General features: G+C 58.7%; 23 protein-coding genes and 1 tRNA gene. 5 read left to right on the forward strand and 19 right to left on the reverse strand.

What is annotated here, in order from left to right; all coding sequences use genetic code 11:
* Positions 1-207: 207 nt before the first annotated feature.
* Positions 208-969, reverse strand: coding sequence for a DUF1013 domain-containing protein (locus DC366_RS13965; RefSeq protein ID WP_108692840.1), 762 nt, complete (start codon positions 967-969; stop codon positions 208-210).
* Between the two features lie 153 nt (positions 970-1122).
* Between DC366_RS13965 and DC366_RS13970 the strand changes: the two genes are divergently transcribed.
* A complete protein-coding gene (locus tag DC366_RS13970) occupies positions 1123-1752 on the forward strand; it encodes a ribonuclease T2 family protein (protein ID WP_108692879.1) in 630 nt (209 codons plus the stop codon).
* Between the two features lie 101 nt (positions 1753-1853).
* Here DC366_RS13970 and DC366_RS13975 read toward each other — a convergent pair whose 3' ends face one another.
* From DC366_RS13975 to DC366_RS19935, 10 genes are all read right to left on the reverse strand, one after another.
* Entirely contained in the window at positions 1854-2918 is a 1065-nt protein-coding gene (locus DC366_RS13975; RefSeq protein WP_108692841.1) for a Hint domain-containing protein, read from the reverse strand.
* A gap of 178 nt (positions 2919-3096) precedes the next feature.
* Complete coding sequence (locus DC366_RS13980; RefSeq protein WP_108692842.1) at positions 3097-3699, reverse strand: GNAT family N-acetyltransferase; 603 nt, start codon at positions 3697-3699, stop codon at positions 3097-3099.
* Positions 3699-4091: a ketosteroid isomerase-related protein gene (locus DC366_RS13985; protein ID WP_108692843.1), complete on the reverse strand. Its 393-nt coding sequence runs from the start codon at positions 4089-4091 to the stop codon at positions 3699-3701. The genes DC366_RS13980 and DC366_RS13985 overlap by 1 nt, the downstream gene beginning before the upstream one ends.
* A complete protein-coding gene (locus tag DC366_RS13990; RefSeq protein WP_207768724.1) occupies positions 4088-4552 on the reverse strand; it encodes an arsenate-mycothiol transferase ArsC in 465 nt (154 codons plus the stop codon). The genes DC366_RS13985 and DC366_RS13990 overlap by 4 nt, the downstream gene beginning before the upstream one ends.
* A gap of 4 nt (positions 4553-4556) precedes the next feature.
* Positions 4557-5036 carry a UPF0262 family protein gene (locus tag DC366_RS13995; RefSeq protein WP_108692844.1) on the reverse strand — a complete coding sequence of 160 codons (480 nt, stop codon included), beginning with the start codon at positions 5034-5036 and terminating at the stop codon, positions 4557-4559.
* Between the two features lie 64 nt (positions 5037-5100).
* Positions 5101-6402 carry a histidinol dehydrogenase gene (gene hisD, locus DC366_RS14000; RefSeq protein ID WP_108692845.1) on the reverse strand — a complete coding sequence of 434 codons (1302 nt, stop codon included), beginning with the start codon at positions 6400-6402 and terminating at the stop codon, positions 5101-5103.
* Positions 6403-6429: 27 nt separating this feature from the next.
* Positions 6430-6900 (reverse strand): DUF2948 family protein, encoded by a 471-nt coding sequence (locus DC366_RS14005; protein ID WP_108692846.1) that lies wholly within the window; start codon positions 6898-6900, stop codon positions 6430-6432.
* Positions 6897-8165: a UDP-N-acetylglucosamine 1-carboxyvinyltransferase gene (gene murA, locus DC366_RS14010; protein ID WP_108692847.1), complete on the reverse strand. Its 1269-nt coding sequence runs from the start codon at positions 8163-8165 to the stop codon at positions 6897-6899. Before murA ends, DC366_RS14005 begins: the two co-directional genes overlap by 4 nt.
* Before the next feature lie 36 nt (positions 8166-8201).
* The gene (locus DC366_RS14015; RefSeq protein ID WP_108692848.1) at positions 8202-8537 is read right to left on the reverse strand and encodes a hypothetical protein; all 336 of its coding nucleotides are present in this window, start codon (positions 8535-8537) and stop codon (positions 8202-8204) included.
* On the reverse strand, positions 8534-8692 hold the full coding sequence (locus DC366_RS19935; RefSeq protein ID WP_165802918.1) for a hypothetical protein: 159 nt from the start codon (positions 8690-8692) through the stop codon (positions 8534-8536). Before DC366_RS19935 ends, DC366_RS14015 begins: the two co-directional genes overlap by 4 nt.
* An 82-nt stretch (positions 8693-8774) precedes the next feature.
* On the opposite strand from DC366_RS19935, the gene DC366_RS14020 reads away from it, so the two are divergent.
* Positions 8775-8849, forward strand: a tRNA-Thr gene (locus DC366_RS14020).
* On the opposite strand, the gene DC366_RS14025 is transcribed toward DC366_RS14020, so the two are convergent.
* From DC366_RS14025 to DC366_RS19675, 7 genes are all read right to left on the reverse strand, one after another.
* Positions 8839-10383, reverse strand: coding sequence for a recombinase family protein (locus tag DC366_RS14025; RefSeq protein WP_108692849.1), 1545 nt, complete (start codon positions 10381-10383; stop codon positions 8839-8841). The two genes, DC366_RS14020 and DC366_RS14025, sit on opposite strands and share 11 nt — an antisense overlap.
* A 26-nt stretch (positions 10384-10409) precedes the next feature.
* A complete protein-coding gene (locus tag DC366_RS14030; protein ID WP_133176213.1) occupies positions 10410-10739 on the reverse strand; it encodes a hypothetical protein in 330 nt (109 codons plus the stop codon).
* Positions 10740-10972: 233 nt separating this feature from the next.
* Positions 10973-11221, reverse strand: a complete 249-nt coding sequence (locus DC366_RS14035; protein WP_108692851.1) for a hypothetical protein — start codon at positions 11219-11221, stop codon at positions 10973-10975.
* A gap of 22 nt (positions 11222-11243) precedes the next feature.
* Positions 11244-12854: a type IV secretory system conjugative DNA transfer family protein gene (locus DC366_RS14040; RefSeq protein ID WP_207768725.1), complete on the reverse strand. Its 1611-nt coding sequence runs from the start codon at positions 12852-12854 to the stop codon at positions 11244-11246.
* A gap of 203 nt (positions 12855-13057) precedes the next feature.
* Positions 13058-13354, reverse strand: coding sequence for a hypothetical protein (locus DC366_RS14045; RefSeq protein ID WP_108692852.1), 297 nt, complete (start codon positions 13352-13354; stop codon positions 13058-13060).
* An 80-nt stretch (positions 13355-13434) separates the two neighbouring features.
* Complete coding sequence (locus DC366_RS14050) at positions 13435-13764, reverse strand: hypothetical protein (RefSeq protein ID WP_108692853.1); 330 nt, start codon at positions 13762-13764, stop codon at positions 13435-13437.
* A 96-nt stretch (positions 13765-13860) separates the two neighbouring features.
* The gene (locus tag DC366_RS19675) at positions 13861-14322 is read right to left on the reverse strand and encodes a hypothetical protein (protein ID WP_133176214.1); all 462 of its coding nucleotides are present in this window, start codon (positions 14320-14322) and stop codon (positions 13861-13863) included.
* A 154-nt stretch (positions 14323-14476) separates the two neighbouring features.
* Between DC366_RS19675 and DC366_RS14055 the strand changes: the two genes are divergently transcribed.
* Entirely contained in the window at positions 14477-15643 is a 1167-nt protein-coding gene (locus DC366_RS14055) for a hypothetical protein (protein ID WP_108692854.1), read from the forward strand.
* Positions 15644-15645: 2 nt separating this feature from the next.
* Here the strand turns inward: DC366_RS14055 and DC366_RS14060 are convergent, their stop codons facing one another.
* Positions 15646-16122, reverse strand: coding sequence for a hypothetical protein (locus DC366_RS14060; RefSeq protein WP_108692855.1), 477 nt, complete (start codon positions 16120-16122; stop codon positions 15646-15648).
* A 634-nt stretch (positions 16123-16756) separates the two neighbouring features.
* Between DC366_RS14060 and DC366_RS14065 the strand changes: the two genes are divergently transcribed.
* Entirely contained in the window at positions 16757-20902 is a 4146-nt protein-coding gene (locus tag DC366_RS14065) for an Eco57I restriction-modification methylase domain-containing protein (protein ID WP_108692856.1), read from the forward strand.
* Positions 20899-22578, forward strand: coding sequence for an AIPR family protein (locus tag DC366_RS14070; protein WP_108692857.1), 1680 nt, complete (start codon positions 20899-20901; stop codon positions 22576-22578). The genes DC366_RS14065 and DC366_RS14070 overlap by 4 nt, the downstream gene beginning before the upstream one ends.
* Positions 22579-22580: the final 2 nt, after the last annotated feature.

Below are 22580 nucleotides of genomic sequence, written 5' to 3' on the forward strand. Positions count from 1 at the left end.
GAGACGTTACCGTCGCTACATAAACGCGGGGTCAGTCAGATTTGGCTGACCGGCCAGAGGCGCGTGCGTTGGCGTCTTGAAATCGCATTTATACCGTTTTGCAAATCGCGCAAGGGGTAATTTGCGCGGCGCATGAAAAATCCCGGCACGCCGAAGGCGGCCGGGATTTTCGCGATATTGCTGCAACAGCCGCCGGGGCGGGACGCTTCAGCGGCGCTTGCCGCCGTCGTCATCGTCCTCGTCGTCATCACTGCCCTCGGGCAGGTTGAAAAGGCTGTCGGCGTCATATTGCTTTTCCGTGACCTCCGGCTCGGCCTCGCCCAGGGTGAAGGTCTCCAGCCCCTCGATGGCGGTCGGGATCTTGTGCTCTTCCTCATTGCCGAGGCTCTGCTCGGTGCTCAGCAGCTTGCGGCGGTCATCGTCGCTCATCGCCTCGCCATCGCGGGCCTTCTTGGCGGCGGCCTTTTGCACCGCGGCGTCCAGCTCGGACTGCTTGCACAGGCCCAGCGCGACCGGGTCGATCGGCTGGATATTGGCAATGTTCCAATGCGTGCGCTCGCGAATCGCCTGAATCGTCGGCTTGGTCGTGCCCACCAGCTTCGAGATCTGGCTGTCGGCCAGCTCGGGGTGGAACTTGACCAGCCACAGGATCGACGCCGGGCGGTCCTGCCGCTTGGAAAGGGGGGTATAGCGCGGGCCGCGGCGCTTTTCCTCGCCCTCGGCAGAGGCGTTGTATTTCAGCTTGAGCTTGCGTGCCGGATCCTTTTCGGCCTCGTCGATCTCGGATTGCTCCAGCTGGTTGTTGGCGACGGGATCGAAGCCCTTGACGCCGGCGGCAACGTCGCCATCGGCGATGCCCTGCACCTCAAGCTCGTGCATTTCCGTGAAATCCGCGATCTGCTTGAAGCTGAGCGTGGTATTGTCCACCAGCCAGACGGCGGTGGCCTTGGCCATCAGTGGTTTCGCCATTTTCAAATCTCCTACACCTATGCGTTCCGGGCAAGCCTTCCCTGTCTCCTGTCTCCAGGAGGCTTCGGAGGTAAGGTCCGAAGCGGGTCGCCATTGTCGGGAAACTTGGGGCTCCGTATACTGCGCGCGATGTCAAATGGAAAGACGGAAATCATGCGCATTGTCGCGATCCTGCTGCTGAGCGCCACCATTGCGCGGGCCGAGGGCGAAAAGGCGGGCGCGTTCGACTATTACGTGCTTGCGCTCAGCTGGACGCCGACATGGTGCGCGCAGACCGGCGACGCGCGCGGCGCACCCGAATGCCGCAAGGATGCGGAGGCCGGATGGACGCTGCATGGCCTCTGGCCGCAATACCACCGGGGCTGGCCCAGCTACTGCCCGACGGCCAAGCGTCCGCCACCCCGCGAGATGACGCGCGCCATGAGCGACATCATGGGCAGCGCGGGTCTGGCCTGGCATCAGTGGAAAAAGCACGGCCGCTGTTCGGGACTGAGCGCGCGCGCCTATTTCGCCCTCGCCCGCGAGGCGTTTGGACGGATCGAGCGCCCGGCGGTCTTTGCCAAGCTGACGCGGCCCGTCTCCCTTCCGGCCCGCGTGGTCGAGGCCGCATTTCTGGAGGCCAACCCGCAACTGGAGCCGGACATGGTGACGATCACCTGCCGGGACGGACGCATCCACGAGGCGCGGATTTGCCTGTCGCGCGGGCTTGCGCCGGTGCCTTGCGGCCAGGACACGGTGCGCGATTGCCGGCTGAAGGATGCGCGGCTGGATCCCGTCCGCTGAAGGCGGCGCCTGCAGCGGGGGCAGGATCTTGGGTATTTAGACCAAGAAAAAGCCGGGGGCGCGAGATTCGGGAATGGGCGCATGCGGCGGCAACGGCGGCGTCAGGCTGCCTCATGTGCGAGAATCGCGGCCTCGGGGCTGCTGAGGCTGCGGCGTGCGAATGCGCCGTAGGTCTGCGGCTCGAACTCCAGCGAGGGAAAGCGGGCCAACAGGCGCAGCCGGTCTGCCTGCTCCAGCGTCGACAGGGCGGCACTGGCGGGATGGAAGCTCTCGGTTTCCAGACCGTTTGCCCAGATGATCTGATGGCGGGGCAGAAGGAGGTGGATATAGGTCACCTCGCGCACGGACAGATCCACCTTGATCGTGCCGGAATTTATCAGATCCTTGGCGGAAATCAGCACTTCGGGCGTGTTGAAAAGCGCGCGCGCCACATCTCCCTGCACCAGCATCCTGTGTTCGGGCGATACCAGAAGCTGCGCATCGGGCCGACCCGCGCCCAGCGCGCCCGCGCTGATGCGGATCGGCCGCAGTTTGGGCATCGCAAAGAGCCGCGCGCCGGTCATGCGGCGGCTGCCGATCCACTGGATCTCGTCGGCGCCGTTGTCCTTGGTCTGCACGCGGTCGCCCTCGCGCATCTCCTCCACCAGGCGCGGACCTTCGGGGGTTTCGATGCGCGTGCCGGGGGTGAAACAGATCACGCCGCCCGAGGCGGGGCCGGTCGACGCCGATTGCGCCCCCTCAAGCGTGTGATGCACAACCCACATTTCGGTATTCTGCGGCGGGATTTCGTCGATGAACATCAGCAGCGGCGGCGCCGCGCGGCCCAGATCGATCACGCTGACCGTATAGCTTTGCGCGCCGTTGGTGACGACGAAGCTGCTGTCGGGCAGCGTGTCGTCCACCGCGACTGCGCCCAGATCGCGCGTGCCGGTCATCGCCGCCCCGACAAGACGGCGCACCATCCGTGCGGCGCTTTTGCGATTTACCCCATGTCCGTCCGTATTTTCCAGGCGCAGTAATTCTGGCGGTCCGTCGACGCGCACGGGCTGTCCCTGCCAACGCCAGGTGGCGCCAACGGAAATCTGCTCGACCGCGTCCGGCGCAAAGCCGTCCACCTCAGTCTGCGACCAGGAAATGACGAACGTGCCCCGAAAGCCCGTTCCCATACCTGTATATCCTGCCTCGATCGTTTTTTTATTAATGCAAATTTAACAAACGGAGGGGCATGTGGAAAGACGCGTCAAGAACAAGCTGTCAGAATTTCACGTGTAGTCGCACCGATCCCACAGCCTGTCCTTCGGGCTGTCCGCTGAATTCGCAGTTGCGCGCTGCGCAGCCGGGCCGTCAGATCCTGTCCAGGCGGCGCATCCAGAACTGAAGATCGTGGTCCGTCTCGGCGTCCTGATCCACGTCCTTCCAGCGGAACTGTGCCACGGCACCGGGCAGCGGCGCATATCCGCGCCCGCGCCAGAACGGATCGAGCGATGCATAGCCTGCGGGCCTCAGCGGGTGCCCCTCTGGGCGCTGGACGCTGCAGAACACCGCCGCATCCCGGCCCAGCGCGCGGGCATGCGCCTCGCGCGCGTCAAAGAACCCGTGCCCGGCGCCCTGCCCGCGATATTCCGGCAAAAGCACCGATTCCGCGCAATAGAAGATGCGCGTCAGATCCAGCCCCTGCCCGGCAAAGGCGGCCGCGAAATCATCGGCGTGGTCCTCCAGCGGCGTGCCGGTCGAGGCGCCGACCAGCCGCGCCCCGTCAAACGCCCCGACAAGGATCGCGCCGGGGCTGTGGCGGTAGATCTCAAGATAGCGCCGCTCATATGCGGCATCGCCGTCGTAAAGATAGGGATAGGCGCGAAAGACCGCGATGCGCAGCCGCGCCACATCATCCAGCGCCGCGTCCAGCGCGGCGCCCGTCAATGTGCGCAGCTCCACCTGCCCCGCCATCAGGAGACCTGATTGCGCCAGTCCGACAGGTTGTAATAGGTCGTGATGCGCGTGATCAGGCCGTCCTCTATCGTGAAAAACGAGCCGGCGGGCAGCTTGTAGGTCTGCCCATCCGCTTCGGGCAATCCGTCATCGGTTTTCAGGTAGGTGCCGCTGACGACATATTCGGCGGCACCGCGCTTGCCGTCGCTGGACATGAAAATCACCATCTCGGACAGCTCTTCGCGATAGCTTTCTTCCATATGGGCGCAGAAATCACGGAACATGTCCTTGCCGTGGCGCACGCCGCCCTCGTTGACATGGTGGGCGATGTCATCGGACAGGCAGGCCAGCATCCCCTCGGTATCGCCGATGTTGAATGCGTCGAAATAGTGCTCGATGATCGAAGTCATGTCTCGTCCTTTCGTGGATCGCCCCAGCGTTCTGTCATATGCGCGACGATCTGGTCGCGCGATTGTCGGTATGCGTTCATCTTGGCCTCGCGCGTCTCGCCAAGGCCGGTCGGGTCCATGATCGGCCAGTAGAGCACGTCGAGATGATAGACCCGCGTCAGCTCCAGCGCGCGGCGCTGGCTGGCCGGGCTGAGCGCGATGACCATGTCGAACGATCCCAGATCGTCGCCCCATTCGGCCATCTCGTCAAAGCTGCGCACGCGGTGGCGCGACAGCCCGACGCCGATTTCCTCGCAGACCGCGATGGAGAACCCGTCGATATCCTGATCGGATTTGACGCCGGCCGATTGCACATAGGTGCCGGTGCCATAGAATTTCTTCATGATCCCTTCGGCCATCGGCGATCTTACCGCGTTGTAATCGCAGCAAAACAGCACCGAGTGGGGAAGCGGATGCACCATCGTGTCAGCTGCCGAAATGCAGCACGCAAATCAGCGTGAAGAGGCGCCGCGCCGTGCCCTCGTCAATATCGGCCTTGCCCTCCAGCCGCTCCTCAAGGATGCGCGCACCCTCGTTGTGGATACCGCGGCGGGCCATGTCGATCGTCTCGATCTGACTGGGGGGCATGTTCTTGACGGCGTCGAAATAGCTCTCGCAGATGGCCCAGTAATCCTTGACCACCTGCCGGAACGGGCTGAGCGACAGGTGAAACTCGGCGGCCGGCGCCTCGGCCTCGGTGGTGATGGTGAAGACAAGTCGCTTGTCGCGGATCGACAGGCCGACGCGGTAGGGGCCGCCCGGAACCTCGCGGCCCTCGCGGGCGGGCAGGCGAAACGTGTTCTCCTCCATCAGATCGAACATCGCCACCTTGCGCTCCTGTTCGATTTCCGGGGTCGGCGCGGGCAGGTTGGCGTCGTCGAGTTCGATGTGGCTGATGCGGCTCATAACGGGGTCTTTCGCGGAACGTTCGGGTTAGCAGTAGCGCGGCGGCGCGCAGGGGGCAATGCCCCTACCCGTTCAACTTGTCCAGCCGCGCGCGCACGGACAGGCCGTGCGCCTCAAGGCTTTCCGAGCGGGCCAGCGTCTCGGCGGCGGGGCCGACCGCGCGCAGCGCTTCGGGCGTCATGCGCGCCAGCGTGGTGCGTTTGAGAAAATCCAGCACGCCGAGGCCCGAGGAGAACCGCGCGGAGCGTGCCGTGGGCAGCACGTGGTTGGGGCCGCCGACGTAATCGCCGATCGCCTCCGGGGTCCACTGGCCCAGGAAAATGGCGCCGGCATGGGTGATCTGCGCGGCCAGCGCATCGACATCGGCGACGCACAGCTCCAGATGTTCGGGCGCGATGCGGTTCGACAATCGCGCGGCGGTGGCGAGATCCGGTACGGTGACGATCGCGCCAAAGTCGCGCCAGCTGGCGCCCGCGATGGCGCGGCGCTCCAGCGTTTGCAGGCGGGTGTCGATGGCATCCGCCACCTTTTGCCCGAAAGCGGCGTCCGTGGTGATCAGGATCGACTGGGCGCTTTCGTCATGCTCGGCCTGGCTGAGCATGTCGAGCGCGATCCAGTCGGGATCGTTCTGGCCATCGGCGATGACCAGAATCTCGGACGGCCCGGCGATCATGTCGATGCCCACCTTGCCGAAAACGCGGCGCTTGGCGGCGGCGACATAGGCGTTGCCGGGGCCGGTGATCTTGTCCACCGGCGCAATCGTTTCGGTCCCATAGGCCAGCGCGGCCACGGCCTGCGCGCCGCCGATGCGATAGATCTCGTCCACGCCCGCGATCTGCGCGGCGGCCAGAACGGCAGGGTTCAGGGCGCCGTCCGGCGTTGGCACGACCATCGCAAGGCGGCCCACCCCCGCCACCTTGGCCGCGATCGCGTTCATCAGGACCGAGCTGGGATAGGTCGCGATCCCCCCCGGCACATAAAGCCCGGCGGCATCCACCGGCGTCCAGCGCCAGCCAAGCGTGGCGCCCGCCGGGTCGGTCCAGCTGTCATCGGCGGGCATCTGGCGGGCGTGAAAGGCGCGGATGCGCCCGGCAGCCAGCTCCAGCGCGGCGCGCACATCGGGCGGAACCTGCCCGGCCGCCTCGGCCACCTCGGCGGCGCCGAGGCGCATGGTTTCGGGCGTCAGGGACACGCGATCAAACCGCTCGGTCAACTCGATGACCGCCGCGTCGCCGCGGGCGCGCACATCGGCAATGATGGCCGCCACGGTATCGTCCACATCGGGGCTGTCCTCGCGCTTGGCGCTCAGAAGGGCGGTGAACGCGGCCTCGAAATCAGGCGCGGCATGGTCTAGGAAACGCGGCATGGCTGGTCCTTGCGAGTGGAGCGGCGGTTAGTCAGGGTGGCGGGGCGTCTTGCCCGACGGGGCAACATAGGGGCGCGTGACGTCTTTCAGGGTGACGTCCAGCGCCTCGACCTGCAGCCGGATCGCGCCGTCACCGGCAAGCGTCAGCAGCACATGCCCCGCGGCATCCTCGCCCGGCTCGAAGGTGATGCTGAGCAGCGACAGAACCACATCCTTGTCGCTGCGATCGAGGCCCTGAGAGGCGACATGCAGAACGCCGTCCACAACCAGCAGCGACTGCACCCGTTCGGGCGCGTGGCGCGCGGCGCCGCCATCCTCCCAGCGAAAGCGGTTCAGCAGGAGCGCGAAGCGCCGTGCGCCCTTTTGCCACTTCATCTCGGTGATCGGAAAGACGGCATCCTGCGCCAGTCCCGAAATCACCTGCAGATCATCCGCATCCAGCGCGCCAAGGTTCAGCGCCGCCTCGCGGGCGTCTTCAAATCTGGCGTCGTCGCTCATTGGCCTGATACCCGCTCTATCTTGGCGCCGACGGCGCTCAACTTGTCCTCGACATGCTCATATCCGCGATCAAGGTGGTAAACGCGGTTCACGATCGTCTCGCCCTCGGCCGCCAGCCCGGCCAGGATCAGCGACACCGAGGCGCGCAGATCGGTCGCCATGACCGGCGCCCCCTTCAGCCGCGCCACGCCCTTGACCGTGGCCACGCCGCCATGCACGTCGATATCCGCGCCCATTCGGATCAGCTCGGGCGCGTGCATGAAACGGTTCTCGAAGATGTTCTCCTCCAGGGTCGAGGTGCCGTCGGCGGTGCACATCAACGCCATGAACTGCGCCTGCAGATCGGTGGGAAAGCCGGGAAACGGCTCGGTCGCCACATCGACGGCGCGGATGTCGCCATTCTTGCGCGCCACGGTCAGCCCCTGGCCTGTCTCGGTGACGGACACCCCGGCCGCGTCCAGCTTTTCGCAGAAGGCCTGCAAAAGATCGATCCGCCCGCCAAGGCATGTCACCTCGCCGCCGCAGATCGCCGGGGCCAGCATGTAGGTGCCCAGCTCGATCCGGTCAGTGACGACGGGATGCGTCGCGCCGTGCAGGCGCTCGACGCCCTCGATGGTGATGGTGCTTGTGCCGTCGCCCTCGATCTGCGCGCCCATGCGGCGCAGGCAGGTGGCCAGGTCCACGATCTCGGGCTCTCTCGCGGCGTTCTTCAATACCGTGGTGCCCTTGGCCAGCGTGGCGGCCATCAGCGCGTTTTCGGTCGCGCCGACCGACACGATCGGAAACTCATACGTGCCGCCCTTCAGCCCGCCGGGCGCCTTGGCATGCACATAGCCTTCGCGCAGATCCAGCTGCGCGCCCATCGCCTCCAGCGCCTTCAGGTGCAGATCGACGGGCCGCGCACCGATGGCGCAGCCGCCGGGCAGCGATACTTCCGCATGGCCGAACCGCGCCAGAAGCGGGCCCAGCACCAGGATCGACGCACGCATCTTGCGCACGATGTCATATTCGGCCCGCTGGCTGGTCAGCGCATGCGACGACATGGCGATCACCTGCCCGCCCTGCAGCGTCGAGACCTCGGCCCCCAGCGAGCCCAGCAGCGCCGACATGGTGCGGATGTCCGACAGGCGCGGCGCGTTGGTCAGCGTCAGCGGCTCGTCGCTGAGCAATGTGGCCGGCATCAGCGTCAGGCACGCGTTCTTTGCCCCCGCGATCGGGATGGTGCCGCTAAGCGGGCCGTTGCCCGTGACGATGATGCTGTCCATGTACCTGCTATCTTTCCGATGACTGAATTCGTGTTGTTACTTCCAGGCACATATACGGCTTTGCGCGTTGACCCAACACCCGCCGACACGGATCATCCGGCCCAGCGGCTCGTGCGCGTGGGTATTGCCCGGCGCGCCGTTCCAATAGCCCGCCCCCTGCCCGTCGGAACTGACCAGCAGATTGGCAAAATGCCCGAAATCCGGCAGCCGGTCGAAAATCTTGAAACTGCCGCCGCCCTGGGCCGCGAACTGGCACCGGCCCTGGATCACGATGGTCCCGTCCGTCTCGAAATAGCAGAACGCATCGCCGGGCTCCTGCGCGTTCGCGGCGGAAGCCAAGACGGCAAGGGCGACAATCAGCAGATATTTCACGTCTCATCATCCTTCGTCGCCGCCGGTTTCGCATCCCCCCGCACCTTGGCCTGCGCCTTGCGCCGTGCCAGATTGGCCTTCAACGCCTGCTTGAGCCGATCCTCGCGGCGATTGCCCTTGGGTTTGGGCGGTTTTGGGGTGCCTTCGCGGGTCATGGCACGTGTCTACATGAGCCATACCTGCGGGTCCAGATAGGGGTTGCACGAGACGCAAGAAGCGTCTAATCAGCGCCCGATTGCTGTGGTAGCTCAGTGGCAGAGCACACCCTTGGTAAGGGTGAGGTCGAGAGTTCAATCCTCTCTCACAGCACCATCTCACACTTTTGGTTGTCAAAATGACCTAACACCTTGAAAGGTAAGGTCGTTTTTGGTGTTCCATACACACCTTCCGGCGTGAATGTCAGCGGATCAGAAAAAGCCAGTCTCAGGACTGTTTGGCGAACCGCGTAGCTCCCATTTTTGTAAATATCCCAAGGTCTTGAGAGGAATCGAAGGGAGAGTTCAATACACTCTTCAAATTTGCCTACATTCGGCAGTGGCTCAGCAGCCTTCTCAACAAGCGCGAACTTCTCCCGTTCGAGCTTTTCGATCTTGGTTTCGATGGCTTTGACGACCGTGGGGTTCTTGGTCTCCACCAGCCGGTCGATGAGTTCCAACAAACTCTTATCAGCAGCTTCGGCCTGACGCCGCCACTCGTCGCGTTCAGCTTGGGCCAGCTCCAAACGGCTGTTCCACGCATCGCTGAACATGGCGATGGCGAGATCAAGCAGGCGCTTGCTCGGCTGAAGGCGCTTAAGGATATCCTCGAAGCCACCTTCCAACTTGGCGCGTGCAATCGACTTGCTCTTCTGGGAGCAGCCACGCGTCATGCATCGGTAGTAGGCATAGTACTTGTACTTTCCCTTCGACCAGGCACCCGTCATGTGGTTCCCGCACTCGCTACAGGTGACAAAGCCGCGCAAAGGGAAGTCCTCGCTGAAATCAGCGCGCGCAGGTCCGCGCGCACCCTCAGCCAGGTTCTTTTGAATCTTCTCATGCGTGGCGAAGCTGATCAGCGGTTCATGATGGCCGCGCCGCAGAGAAACATTCCACTTCTTGGCCTGCACATACCCGGCATAGATCGGGTTCTTGAGTATCTTGGTGATCTTCCACGCCCTAATCTTGCCGTTCGGCAAGTCTTTCGGGAAGTCCGGCTTGCTCTCAAGGAAGCGCTGAACTTCGGCCTGCGAGCGGAAGCGCCCGTCCGCATATCCGGTCAAGGCCTCGCGCAAATAGTCTGCAATCGGCTCATCCGGCGCGAGCAGCTTTCTATGGATACGATCCGTTGTGAATTTATACCCCGTTGGCGCGTGAAAGACCCAATAGCCTTTCTCTACGCGCGCGGTCATCTTCTGTTTTACCTGGCGTCGGTTTTGATCGCGCTCTAGCTCACCTTGGGCGGCAATAATCGTTTCAATGAACTTGCCTTCTGGCGTATCTTCGAATGCGAAATTCAAGCATTCAATCTTCGCACCGCGATTGGCGAATTCACGGCGTAGCTTGATATGGAATTCAACATCACGGGCGAAGCGCTTGAGGTCATCAAAGATGACCACGTAATCTTTGCCGCGCTGCGCATCGAGATATGCCAGCATCCCGCACATGCCAGGGCGTTTGAGGAAATCCCCACCGCCCGAGGCGTCGTCAGGAAATACCATCTCGACGTTGTAGCCTTTGCTTTCGGCGTACTGACGGCAGCGGTATTCTTGGCTGTCCAGGCCCGATCCGGTGAGCTTCTGCTTCGTGGTCGAAACCCGGCAGTAGATCAGGGCCGATACTTCTTCTGTTCTTATTTGTGGGACACCCATGAATCCTCTCTTTCCCGCGCAAGCCGTCAGATGGCTGGCGCGTCTAAGTCTGGGTCATTTTCATCTTGGTTACTTTCAGTGGACTCCGAATTCCCCTTGCGATCAAGGGATTTCTGCCGTTTTCCACAGGCTTGTTGGGCAGGATGCACCCCAAACCCAAGCTCAACAAAGGCGGTGATGATCGTCCACAGCGACCTGACGATTTCTGCCTTCTGATCGGCGGTCAGGTCCGGGTCATCCAGATAGCTTTGGTAGTGATCAAGATCGATCTCAAGTCGGCTGGACATGGTATGGCTGGCAGCTCTGTCCATCGCTCCCGCGAGGTCGAGGCTATGCATGTCATCGGAATCTTTCACGTTTCGATCCTTATGGTGCGGGCAAGCGGGCTCCGTGCGCACTCACGGCATGCGTGGTGCGGTGCGGCACTTGCGTGTCTGGAATGGTCTCGCAACCGGACGTGTCTCGGTTGGCGATGGTGCGATGCAGCGTCTATCGCCCAGTGAGCGGGCTTTGCGAGCAATCGCCTACAATCCAATTATACCATGGATTGCAGGCGCTTCGCAAAAACGCGCAAGCGGTGTATGCCGCTCTAACGTTCCCTTTCGTCGCGTTCGCGACGACGCGGAGTCGAAGAACGCATCTCATCCAGACGCTCTTTTGGCGTCCTTAGGACAATTTTGTCGTTCACCGGAAGCGCATTTAGCGAAATCGTATGGCCTTCGCCGTCCTTATGGCGAAAGGCCGTGCCAATTCGGTTGAAAAACGACTTGTCATCGTTTCCCTCCTTCACAGAAAACACTTCGAAGCTGGGTTCGGTTTTGTCATCACGTTTTGCCATGATCGGAATTCCTTATCTAAGGTCAGCGCGGTCGGTAGCCCTGTACATAAGACCAGATGCCCGCGTCATATTGCGGAGACTGTGCATACTTGCGCGGCACAGGCTCCGTGACGATCCTAGCCGTTCCGCCACCCCAACGGCGGGGGATAGAGACGCGATCAAGCGGCGGATGAAACGGGTTTGGCAGGAAGCGCCCTGCAAACTCAGGCCGCGCATAGTACGGATATTTGTGCCCCAGTATCGGCCCGAGGCTGTGCCCCGATAGGAAGCAGATTTGTCGATCCTCCGGCATCGCCAGAACTTCATCTGGTGTCATCAATGAACGTGCCTGTTTGGTCCGGTGCGTTTCTTCGAAGGCGTGCAGCCGCAAGCTATGTGCGGCAGCGAATGGATCGCCGCCGCCCAGGACGTTCATCGCCGCCTGTTGCTTTGCCCGCCGTGCCTGCGACTGGCGCAGCGTATCATCATATTCGAGGGTTTCTTGGCCGAGCATGGACGAGACGAGCTGCGCGGTCTGATAGTCGCGCACCCCGAAGAACTGGCGCAGCGCCGCCGAGCCCATGAACCCTTGCAATCCGGTCGGCCCGAAGTTGCGTGTGATCTGCCCAGCATCCTGAAACAGCGCCCAGGCGCGCACGCCCGCACCGCGACCGAACGTGTAAGCGCGCAAGAGCGCATCGAAGCTGCCGAGCTGACCAGCCTCATCGATAATCATGTTGATCGGGGGAGAAGACGGATGGCGCGATTTGTAGAGCATCTGCACGGTAAACATTGTGCGCAACACCGGAGCCCAGATGGCGACATATTCGACCGGCACGTTGATGAACCAGGTCGCCGCCTGGCGCGGATCGCATGTTGCTGCGAGCGATGCGCACGGGTTTTCAAGCGCGCGCTGCAACATGGGATCATCGAGAAAGTTCAGGTAGGCATAGAGTTCGCCGACTATCGCGCCAAACTCGCGCGCGCTGTCCTGCTGCTTGGCCAGCATTTCACCCGCGCAGCGCCGAACGCTCTCCATGTTCGAGGCGAGCATGCATTCGAGGATATCCGGCCATTCGCCAGTGTTCGACTCGATGGCATTGATCTTTCGATACAGCGACGGGAATGACACCGATCCGTCGCGCTCGACCAGCATCTTGACGAACGCCTCACCCCACTCACGCGCACGCAGCTCAAAATACTTGCCGCTGGACGAGCCGCTTGTGGGGATCAAGCTTTCGAGGATGAACTTGCAGTCCGCATGAAAATGCGGGCTGTTCAGCTTTAGAATGTCGAGCGGCTGCATCGCGTGCTGCGGCAGGTTGTGGAGGCCCATAGGGTTCCAACAATAGGCATGGCTACCGGCCATAGCGAAGTTGACCATGGTCACGCATGCGATCTCCCCGCGCGGATCGAGGATGAAGTTGCGAGAACTGGCAGCGCCTGCGACCGCCATCGACAATAGATCACGCATCTTACCGGCACCGGCCCCGGCGATGGTCAGTCTTGGCGCATCCGTTTCAAGCCGCATCGGCGTGTTGCCGTGGTAGCCGATTTGCAGTCCCTCGGCTCCGAGCAAACCCGCATTCGAGATGTCTCGCTCGCTCGCCCAGGCTGCGCTCCCGAACCGTTTCGCTTCATTGTCGAAAATCATGGGCCTCTCCCAAGAAAAAAGGGCCGCCAGCGGCGACCCCTTGGTTTCAGTTTGTGACGCGGCGGATCAGCCGAAGACTGCGCCGAGAACGACGAAGAAGAGCACGACCCCGATCACAGCGGGCCAAGCGCTTTCGCGCTTTTTCCAGACGGTGCCGACGCGATCATATTTTGCCATGAGAAGTCCTCCTTTTTGGCAGTGGATCACATGAAGCGGGTGACGATTGCCAACCCACCGAAGATCAAGGCCGTACCGACTGACGCCCTTGAAATGAAGAAGACGAGAAAGATGCAAATGCCGAACCAAGCAATGGAGGCGATATCCACCCATGCAGGACCATTCATCTGATAGGTCACTTCTCGTACATAGCCGACGGTCCGCCGCCAGAGTTCCGGCGCACCGAAGAAGGTCACGATTACCGCGACGGTGTTTGCCAGGCCGACGACAGAAGACATGAAGATATTCTGCCCCGCCTGCGCGTGGTTTTGGTTCCTCATCATTGATGGTTGCTCCAAGGTTTGAAGAGCGCTTCCTCTCTTCGATTCCCTTGATAGCGCAGTGCCCAGATGAGTTTCGGGGGTTAGGCCGGTTTCGCGCTGAGCGCGAAGAGCCAGATGCTGCACAGCGCGCAGATCAAGCCGCCCAGTTGGTAATTTCCGAGACGTTCACCGAACGCAACAACTCCGAGCACGGACATGACGATCAGATGGCTCATGCTCGACATGGCCACGCCTTGACCGAGCCCCTTGGACAGTATTTGCGCGTATGCCAGATTCGAGAGCGCGAAGATCGTGAAGGCAAAGCCAAGATCACCCAGCGTGCCAAGGTCGGCATAGCGTTTAAGAAAGTAGCTGCCCGCAGAGAACCCCAAGCTAGAGGCGAGCAGGCTGAGCCATGACACTCCTGTCATCGGACACCCCTTTAAAATGGAAAGAAAGGCACCGCCCAGGGATGAGCGGTGCCTTTACCATAGCGGTAGTGCCGATGGCTCTTCGGCGGATACGCGTCAGCTAGCGTCTGGTGCACGATTGTCGTTCGCTGCCTGATGCCTCCACTCTGTCCGTTCCCACGGACGCCACGCAAAATATATACTCCCCAAAGCTTGCCACCGTGGCCGTGCCTCACAACGCAGCCTGACAATAGGCTTTTCAGCGACTGCTGGCGAAAAGTTGTCTCGCCACCATTCAATCGGTGCTTCTTCCAGCGGGTCCATATCAACATAGACCTCTTGAAACTTTCCGGTCTGTAAGTCTAGGAAACCTGCTTCAGGATCGAAGAAGCGACCGATGTAATCGCGGTTCAGGTTGGAAAAGTAGTCGAGCAGACTTGCGTGCTGAACGCCCAACGCAAGAATGCGCTGCTTCAGGTTCGTGATCTGCAATGGGCAGGACACTTCCGAAAATGACAGGAGCGGACAGTAGGTATCGAAGCAAAACACTGTCAAACCGATGGGTTGGCGATTTTTCATGGGGACCTCCGTGTAGAACCATCTCCGGGTTGACCATCCCGGTGCCTGTCCATTCTCGACCGAGGGAACCTAGCCTCATAGTATCGGAGCGTTGCGTCGTTGTTGCAAAGTGTTGCAGAACATCTGTCAGACGTCGCAAGCAAGAGTACCGTCAATGCCCACAGAGCGTGAATTGTTGCCCAAGTACCTAACCGAGCGTCTGGCCGAGTTGGTGCTTTCAGACGATAAGCTCGCCGTAAGTAGTGGCGTCAACCGCGCCACGATCTTCAGGATACGAAAAGGGTACTCCTTCCCTCATACAAATACTCTTCGGAAACTGCTGATCGCGCTAGATGGCGGCAGAGGCATCCAGCGCTACCGCGACTACATTGAAAAAAACAATGCTACACTGTCCGAAAGCCAAGAAATATCCAAGGTCCAAATCAAGCATGAGTATAAAAGGGAAAGAAAAATTGCGCTACATCGTGAGCGTCAACGAGAATTTATTACGTTTGATAATATCAATTTGAGCTTTCTCGCCCGTAAAGATGAGTTAGACAAGTTCTCAGAAAGTCAGTTTGAAGAAACCATCGATGCCTGTGAGCGCGCATTCGCAGATCGCACATTTGAAGTCTCGTTTACAACGAGTAGCAGAAAAAGATATGCGATCAGAATTCTCCCAGATCACATTGATAGGATAAATTTTATATCAGCCAAGATTCTGGGCGCGGAGTCATTTCAATCTCTAGCACCGCTTTTGGCAATATACCTACAAAATTATTCAATAGTCGCGCTCGACGCAGAAGACAAAAATAGCGCCTACGATGCCTCTAAATTGTCTGAGACACTGCTTTGTGATTCAGGGCAGTCCCGCTCAAGTCATCGGTTTGACGCAATCTTTCATACAGCCGACGCTTTGGAAGAGATGCATAAATATGAAGACGCCCTAACTTGCTACGTGAGAGCTCTTGACGTGATAAAGGATTGGAGCAGTTCTACCCTGAGGTCGCTGCCCTTTCTTTTTGAGGATGTTTTGGACTCCTGCATCCAACATTTTTGTAAGCGGCAGGAATTCGACCTTCAATTTGAAGCATTGGCATTGAAAGTGGAAATTTCCGACATTCAGTTGTCGAAACCCGACCTAGAACACCTAAAACCAGATGTACTTGCTCCGATACTCCTTGATATTATCAAGCATCAAATAGACATCTGGGAACAAGATGACAGCACCGAAAAAATTCATGATGCAGCATTCACATTTGACAGCTCTGCGACAAAGTACGGAAAGCGAGTTCAGGAAAAGCTGGAAAGATTAATCGCTTTGAATGAGGTGGAGATATAGCTTTACGGCTCAACGGTATTTTCAAAACCTGGGGAAGGAAGAGAGAGAGAATCGCGAACATAGCACTGGAAATCACGGGAAAGTTCGGACACCCTTGAAGACAACAAGACGGCGGATATTCGGGAGGCGGCCTCATCAATAGTAGCGTATTCGATGTCTAGCTCATGACGATCTAGTTCGTTGTCGCTTTCTACGTCGCTAGAATACCACTTTCCAATCTCAACAACTGCCTCGCCATGGGACCTGACCCATATGCTGAGAGTAGAGCGCCCCCGTTCGTCGTTGAAGCCGCTGGCCGAAATAACATCGACCTTGTACTCCCCTGGAACAGAAAAGGGCAGAAATCGTGTATCCCAGTCGTAGTCGACACCATGCGGCGACTGGAGGAATTCCTCCATCAGTGATCGCACGTGCGTTGCGACGCTTTCAAAGTGGTTAAGCCTTTTCTGTAATTCGTTCATTTGATGCGACAAAGTCATCAAGAATCTTACCACATCCCCTCTTTTATATGCAATTTTTTGAATGCATTATTCCTTCGTGAAGATGCCGTCGGTCGCTATCGGGTGCGCTTCACTAAGTCACCACTTTGGTCGCGGAGTGTTGCGTTGCGCAAATTCCGCCGGTTCTCTGTTATCTCTCACCCGCAAGATGTGTGGTGTACTACACCACATCTTGGCAAGGGGGCCCGCTGCGCGCCCCCGTTGCATCCCCCCGACTGTGGCTCTTCCAGGGTGTTGAACCCATTTCAGAGCCAGCAGACCGTATCGCCGGTCAAACACTCGCAGGGCTTGGAGACGTCCCTCTCCACCTGCACCGAACCATGGATCAGGGGGCTATCGCGCCCCCTTGAAACCCACTCGCGGGAGACTTCGCTCTCCCTGCACCCATCAACTTGGCGGGCGTTCCTGCCCCCAAGACCCGTGACCAGGAGGGAGGCTTTCGCTCTCCCTCACTGGACCTCCCATCACTTTTGGGGCAATCCGCCCCAAGCCCCCGACCGAACTCACGCTGATTGGATAGCATCTGTGGACAGCCTCGAACTGGGCACGTTTTAAACGTGATGCGAGCAAGCTGTCCTGTTACGCTGACCGAAAATAAAGAGGAATCAGATCATTGAGCAGTGAGATTGCTAGTCAGGGCAGCCTATTCACATCCGACTTCTTGACCGAAACCATTCACACGGTTTCGGAATGGGCTTCCCTTATTGACGCTGATATCGATCGCATTGAATGTGAATTGCGTTCGGTATTTGATGGCTTTCCCGTCACCCAGACACCGAACGAAAGCCAAACTGAAGATGACCTGATTTGGCCGATCCTAGAAACTCTTGGCTGGACCGAATCTCTTCGCCAGCAAAACCTTTCCCCCAAAGGTCGAGAAGATGTTCCTGACGGAATTCTCTTCGAAAGTGCCGAAGCCAAGAAGAACGCGAACCGTTTTCCCGAGGAATGGAAGCGATACGAGTTCGGTAGTGTTGTAGTCGAATCCAAAAGATGGGCGCGCCCCCTCGATCGGCGATCTGGCCGACGCGGAGAGGAAACCGCGCCCTCGACCCAGATGCTCCGCTACTTGCGCCGCATCGACGACATCACGGGCGGGACTCTGCGTTGGGGCATTTTGACAAACGGCTCAAAATGGCGGCTCTATTTTTCGGGCGCGCGATCTGTCTCCGAGCAGTTCTTTGAGCTCGACATTGCCGCGATCCTCGATCTACCAGGACACAATGACGGGCTTTTCGCGCTCAACGAGGACGATCGCCGTCATTGGCTGAAGGTCTTCTTGCTGATCTTTCGGCGTGAAGCCTTCATTCCTGCGGGCGCTGATCCTCGCACCTTCCACGAGAAAGCTCTCGATGAGGGCAAGTTCTACGAAGAGCGCGTTGCTGAAGACCTCTCAAACAAGGTTTTCGGGGAGGTGTTCCCCGATCTGGTGCGCGCGATCGTCAAGGCCGCACCCGAGGCCGATCTACAAGCAGTGCGCGAAGCCGCGCTGATCCTGCTCTACCGTCTCTTGTTCATCCTCTACGCCGAAGACCGTGATCTCTTGCCCGTCAAGGACACGCGCTATGACGATTACGGGCTGCGCAACAAAGTGCGCCTCGATGTCAAAGAGCGCAAAGACAAGAACGATGTCTTCTCCGAAACCGCCGCGCGTTATTGGGGCGCGATGGCTGATTTATTCATCGCGATCGACCAGGGCGACGCTTCGATCGGTTTACCGCCCTACAATGGCGGTCTCTTCGATCAGGAACGCCATGCGATCCTGACCAATATCCGCATCCCCGATGCTGTCATGGCGCGCGTGATCGACGCCCTGTCATTCGAAGTGACGCCAGACGGGCGGAAATACATCAACTACCGTAACCTCTCGGTGCAGCAGCTTGGCTCGATCTACGAGCGGCTTCTCGAATACGAGGTGACGCGCGACGGCGATGACATCACCGTTCAGCCCAACATCTTCGCGCGCAAGGGATCGGGCAGCTACTACACGCCCGACGACTTGGTGCAACTCATCTTGACCGAAACCCTTGAGCCGCTTGTCGAAGAGCGCAAGCGAGCTTTCAGGGACAAGATCACAGAACTGGAAGGCAGCACCCGCGCTGACGATCGCAAGATTGGGCAACTTCGTTTGCATGACCCCGCGACCGCGCTTCTTGAGCTGAAAGTCTGCGACCCCGCCATGGGCTCGGGCCATTTCCTTGTGAGCTTGGTCGATTTCATGGCCGACCAGGTGATCACCGCCATGGCTGAGGCAGAGCTCGACGCGCCCGAGGAGTGGGGCGACTATATTTCGCCGCTTGGCGAGCGGATTGACACAATCCGCAACACCATCCTTGCCAATGCCGATGAACGTGACTGGACGATCGACGAGGAACAGCTCGACGATCGACACATCATCCGCCGCATGGTGCTCAAGCGCTGCATCTATGGTGTGGACAAGAACCCGATGGCTGTGGAGCTCGCTAAGGTGGCGCTGTGGCTGCACACATTCACCGTGGGTGCGCCGCTATCCTTCCTGGATCACCATCTTCGCTGTGGCGACAGCCTCTTCGGCTCTTGGGTGAAGAAGGGCATCGACAAGGCCGCGATCTATGGCACACCGCTCCTGCTGCATGAGCCCATGAAGCGCGCGCTGCGGGCAGCATCCAAGATGCAGATCGTCGAAGGGCTAACCGACGCCGAGATCGCAGAGGCACACCGATCGGCAGACGTGTTTGCCGAGGTCGAGGACATGACTGCGCCGCTCGATGCGCTTCTAAAGCTGATCCATGCGATCGACTGGCTCGACATCAAGGGGAAGGAAAAGAAGACCGCGATGCAAGCCTTCTTCGATGGCGAGCTTGGCGATCCGCTCGATATTGCCTTGGGCAAACGAAAGCTAACAAGACCGAAGGCAAAGGCCGCAGATCAGACCCTCAAAGGAAGGATGAGCGCCGCTGAAAAATTTGATCTGTTCTCTGATATCTTCGCGCAGGCGCAGATGCTCATCGCAGAAGAAAACTTTCTCAACTGGCAAGTGACCTTTCCTGGTATCTGGTCAGATTGGGAAGAAGACGAGTTGACGGGTGGTTTTCATGCCGTGATCGGCAACCCGCCATGGGATCGAATGAAGCTTCAACAGATTGAATGGTTTGCGGAACGCCGCCCCGAGATCGCGATGGCCGCGCGCGCGTCCGACAGACAGAAGTTAATCGCCGCCCTCGAAGGAGCAGGCGACCCGTTGGCACAGGACTATGCCAGGGCGTCGCAGAGAGCCGAGGCGGGAACGCGCATGGCGCGCAAGGGCGGGGATTATCCCTTGCTCTCCGGCGGAGACGTGAACCTCTATTCGCTCTTCGTTGAACGCGCGATGACCGTGGTCAAACAAGACGGGCTGATCGGCCTGCTTGTCCCGTCCGGTATTGCCTCGGACAAGACCGCCGCCAAGTTTTTCAAGGGCGTGGCGACAGAAGGGCGGCTAAAGACACTCTACGACTTTGAGAACGGAAGGCAGGGCAGAACAGGCGGGCCGTTTTTCCCAGATGTTCATCGCAGCTTCAAATTCTGTGCCTTGGTCGCGTCTCCTTCACCGACAGATCATGCGGCGCAGTGTGCCTTCTTCTTGCACGATGTGTCCGACCTTACGGAGGAAGGGATAAAGTTTGCGCTGAGCGCCGAGGACTTCGCGCGGGTGAACCCGAACACTGGCACCGCGCCGATTTTCCGTTCCAAGCGTGATGCTGATCTGACAACGGTCATCTATGGCAACGCCGTGCCTTTGGTGGATCGGTCTTCCGGCACGGAAGTGAAGGCATGGCCGGTAAAATATTCGACCATGTTTCATATGACGAACGACTCACGCCTTTTCCGAACCCGCAAGGAGCTCGATGAGCAAGAGGCGGCTTATCCGCTTGGCGGTAACGCGTTTGGGAGCGCGGCGGGAAACTGGCTGCCTCTCTATGTGGGGCGGATGATCCACCAGTTTGATCATCGCGCGGCATCGGTGGAGGTCAATGAGTCCAACTTGCACAACGCGGCGCTGAGCGGCGCGGTATCGGAAGAGCAGAAGGCCGATCCTGACTTCGTGCCGACACCTCAATATTGGGTTCCGGAGAGTGAGGTCGATCTCCCTTTGGGCATCGAATGGACGATCGCATTTCGGGACATCGCCAGGGCCACCGACGCGCGGACAATGATCGCGGCGATCGTTCCCAAGGCAGGGTTTGGCAACAAGGCACCACTTTTGCTGCCTGAAGAGGTTGATGCTTACCGGGCATGCGCCGACCTGATCGCGGCAAACCTTAATTCTCTAGCGCTTGACTTCGTCGTCAGGTCTAAGGTGCACAGCACAAGCGTTAATTGGTTCATCGCTGAGCAGTTCCCGATGATCCCACCGGATAAATTCCAAAGCGAGCGGTTTGGTACTAAGCGCGCCGCAGAGGTCGTGCGCGAGATCGTTCTTGAACTCACCTACACCGCCCATGACATGGCAGCGTTTGCGAGGGACATGGGCTATGTGGACGAGGCTGGAACCGTGAAGGCCCCCTTCACCTGGGATGAAGAACGCCGCCTTGCCTTGCGTGCCAAGCTCGATGCCGTCTTCTTCCACCTCTACGGCATCACCGACCGCGACGACATCCGCTACATCTATTCGACTTTCCCGATCATTGAGCGTGAAGAGAAAGCCGCTTATGGCGGCAAATACCGCTCCTGCGAATTATGCCTCGCCTACTTGAATGCGCTTACAGCCGGAAACCCTGACGCGGAGATCAAGATATGAAACCGATTTCAAAGATGGATTGGGACATCATCGAAGCGCGTGTTGCAAAAGCATGCGACCGGCATCAGTTCCAGAAGAAGACAGTTGGGTTCCTAGCGCTTGTCATTGATCAGATATTTCCTGGTCATGAAGATCAGTTGCAAGAGATCATTACGGATGGTCCAGATGATCGGGGCGTTGACGCTATACACATCGTCGAAGGCGAAACCAGCGCCGAGATTTTTCTCTTTCAATCCAAATACAGGGAAAGCCATGCAACGTGTCACAAGACGATTAATGACGCCGAAGTCCTGAAAGTTTCTTTATTTTTGAACGAACTCTTCGACAAGGCAGATACATTGGCTGATAGTGGAAATTTTCAACTCCAAGAAGCCGTTCGGCGGATTTGGGAGCTACACGACAAAGGGAAGATTTGCCGCTACAAGGTAATATTTTGCTCGAACGGTGGGGGCTTTGCAACATCTGCTCAGGGGATCATCGACAGTGTTAAGGCATCGCATTCATCAGTTTCGTTTGAGTTTTACAGTGGGCACGATGTCGTGCAAGCCATGGCCATTGAAGGTCGCGACGCAGAAGACGGTCAACTTCAAGTGATCGGAAGGGAAATCCTTGAACGTTCAGATGGCGACGTGCGAGGAGCTATTGCATCTGTCGATGCACAGTCCTTCGTGGACTTGATCACCGCAGAAGACGGTGAGACGATCAAGCGCCACTTGTTCGATGATAACTTGCGCGTTTTTCTGGGCGCGAAAGGTGGCTATAACCAAGCTATTATTTCGACCGCCACATCCAGTGACAGCTACCTATTTTGGTATCTTAACAACGGGGTAACGATCACCTGTAAAAGCTTTTCATACAACAAGGGTCACACAAACCCGAAGCTCGTTTTCAAAGACTTCCAGATCGTCAACGGGGCGCAAACCTCACATTCTCTTGTCGAGGCTGCGCGAACGAACCCAGAAGCGCTTGCTGACGTTGTTGTAATGGTTCGAATGTACGCGACAGATAGAGCGGACATTGCAGAGAGGGTAGCGGTTGCGACCAACAGCCAAGCACGAATACAAAGCCGCGATTTAATGTCGAATCATGAGATCTTAAAAAAGTTAGAGCTGGCTTTTAAAGAGCGGGGATATTTCTTCGAGCGGAAGAAAAATATGCACTCCGATAAGGCGGAAGAAAAGCGGATTGATGCCTTAAAGCTTGGCCAGATTATTCTGTCCTACGAGCTCAGGGAACCCGACAAAGCAAAAACAGAGTCAGATTCAATATTTGATTCTCGATTTCGTCAAATTTTTGACAATCCGAAGAGCATCGAAGAACTTATCAGGCTCTACAATCTTTATGAGATTATAGAGCAAATGCGAGACGGCTATCAAGCGGAGTTTGCCTCCTCACCTGAAAGCGGACACGAACACCAATATCTTGTCTATGGACATTGGTTTGTGCTCTTCGCGTGCAAATTATTGCACGTGAAGTCGCAGGAGACACATTTGCCAACTGGCGACGATGCCCATGCTCTGGTTGAAGAAGCTATTCGCAGGGTTGCGGCAGCATGTAGCCAACAGAAAGCGGTGGCACACTACCAAATGTTCCGTAGCCCGCGTACAAAAGAGCGGATTCTTGGAGAGATCAGTGCGAAGCAAACCGACTTCTTCGATCTGCTTGCAGTCTCATAGTC

The sequence above is a fragment of the Pelagivirga sediminicola genome (genome assembly GCF_003072125.1).
GTDB lineage: Bacteria > Pseudomonadota > Alphaproteobacteria > Rhodobacterales > Rhodobacteraceae > Roseovarius > Roseovarius sediminicola.

What these genes read in the sequence shown, in the direction of transcription:
- DC366_RS13965 (WP_108692840.1), bottom strand. Translation starts at nt 969, where the DNA reads ATGGCGAAACCACTGATGGCCAAGGCCACCGCCGTCTGGCTGGTGGAC.
- DC366_RS13970 (WP_108692879.1), top strand. Translation starts at nt 1,123, where the DNA reads ATGCGCATTGTCGCGATCCTGCTGCTGAGCGCCACCATTGCGCGGGCC.
- DC366_RS13975 (WP_108692841.1), bottom strand. Translation starts at nt 2,918, where the DNA reads ATGGGAACGGGCTTTCGGGGCACGTTCGTCATTTCCTGGTCGCAGACT.
- DC366_RS13980 (WP_108692842.1), bottom strand. Translation starts at nt 3,699, where the DNA reads ATGGCGGGGCAGGTGGAGCTGCGCACATTGACGGGCGCCGCGCTGGAC.
- DC366_RS13985 (WP_108692843.1), bottom strand. Translation starts at nt 4,091, where the DNA reads ATGACTTCGATCATCGAGCACTATTTCGACGCATTCAACATCGGCGAT.
- DC366_RS13990 (WP_207768724.1), bottom strand. Translation starts at nt 4,552, where the DNA reads ATGGTGCATCCGCTTCCCCACTCGGTGCTGTTTTGCTGCGATTACAAC.
- DC366_RS13995 (WP_108692844.1), bottom strand. Translation starts at nt 5,036, where the DNA reads ATGAGCCGCATCAGCCACATCGAACTCGACGACGCCAACCTGCCCGCG.
- hisD (WP_108692845.1), bottom strand. Translation starts at nt 6,402, where the DNA reads ATGCCGCGTTTCCTAGACCATGCCGCGCCTGATTTCGAGGCCGCGTTC.
- DC366_RS14005 (WP_108692846.1), bottom strand. Translation starts at nt 6,900, where the DNA reads ATGAGCGACGACGCCAGATTTGAAGACGCCCGCGAGGCGGCGCTGAAC.
- murA (WP_108692847.1), bottom strand. Translation starts at nt 8,165, where the DNA reads ATGGACAGCATCATCGTCACGGGCAACGGCCCGCTTAGCGGCACCATC.
- DC366_RS19935 (WP_165802918.1), bottom strand. Translation starts at nt 8,692, where the DNA reads ATGACCCGCGAAGGCACCCCAAAACCGCCCAAACCCAAGGGCAATCGC.
- DC366_RS14025 (WP_108692849.1), bottom strand. Translation starts at nt 10,383, where the DNA reads ATGGGTGTCCCACAAATAAGAACAGAAGAAGTATCGGCCCTGATCTAC.
- DC366_RS14035 (WP_108692851.1), bottom strand. Translation starts at nt 11,221, where the DNA reads ATGGCAAAACGTGATGACAAAACCGAACCCAGCTTCGAAGTGTTTTCT.
- DC366_RS14040 (WP_207768725.1), bottom strand. Translation starts at nt 12,854, where the DNA reads ATGATTTTCGACAATGAAGCGAAACGGTTCGGGAGCGCAGCCTGGGCG.
- DC366_RS14045 (WP_108692852.1), bottom strand. Translation starts at nt 13,354, where the DNA reads ATGATGAGGAACCAAAACCACGCGCAGGCGGGGCAGAATATCTTCATG.
- DC366_RS14050 (WP_108692853.1), bottom strand. Translation starts at nt 13,764, where the DNA reads ATGACAGGAGTGTCATGGCTCAGCCTGCTCGCCTCTAGCTTGGGGTTC.
- DC366_RS19675 (WP_133176214.1), bottom strand. Translation starts at nt 14,322, where the DNA reads ATGAAAAATCGCCAACCCATCGGTTTGACAGTGTTTTGCTTCGATACC.
- DC366_RS14055 (WP_108692854.1), top strand. Translation starts at nt 14,477, where the DNA reads ATGCCCACAGAGCGTGAATTGTTGCCCAAGTACCTAACCGAGCGTCTG.
- DC366_RS14060 (WP_108692855.1), bottom strand. Translation starts at nt 16,122, where the DNA reads ATGACTTTGTCGCATCAAATGAACGAATTACAGAAAAGGCTTAACCAC.
- DC366_RS14070 (WP_108692857.1), top strand. Translation starts at nt 20,899, where the DNA reads ATGAAACCGATTTCAAAGATGGATTGGGACATCATCGAAGCGCGTGTT.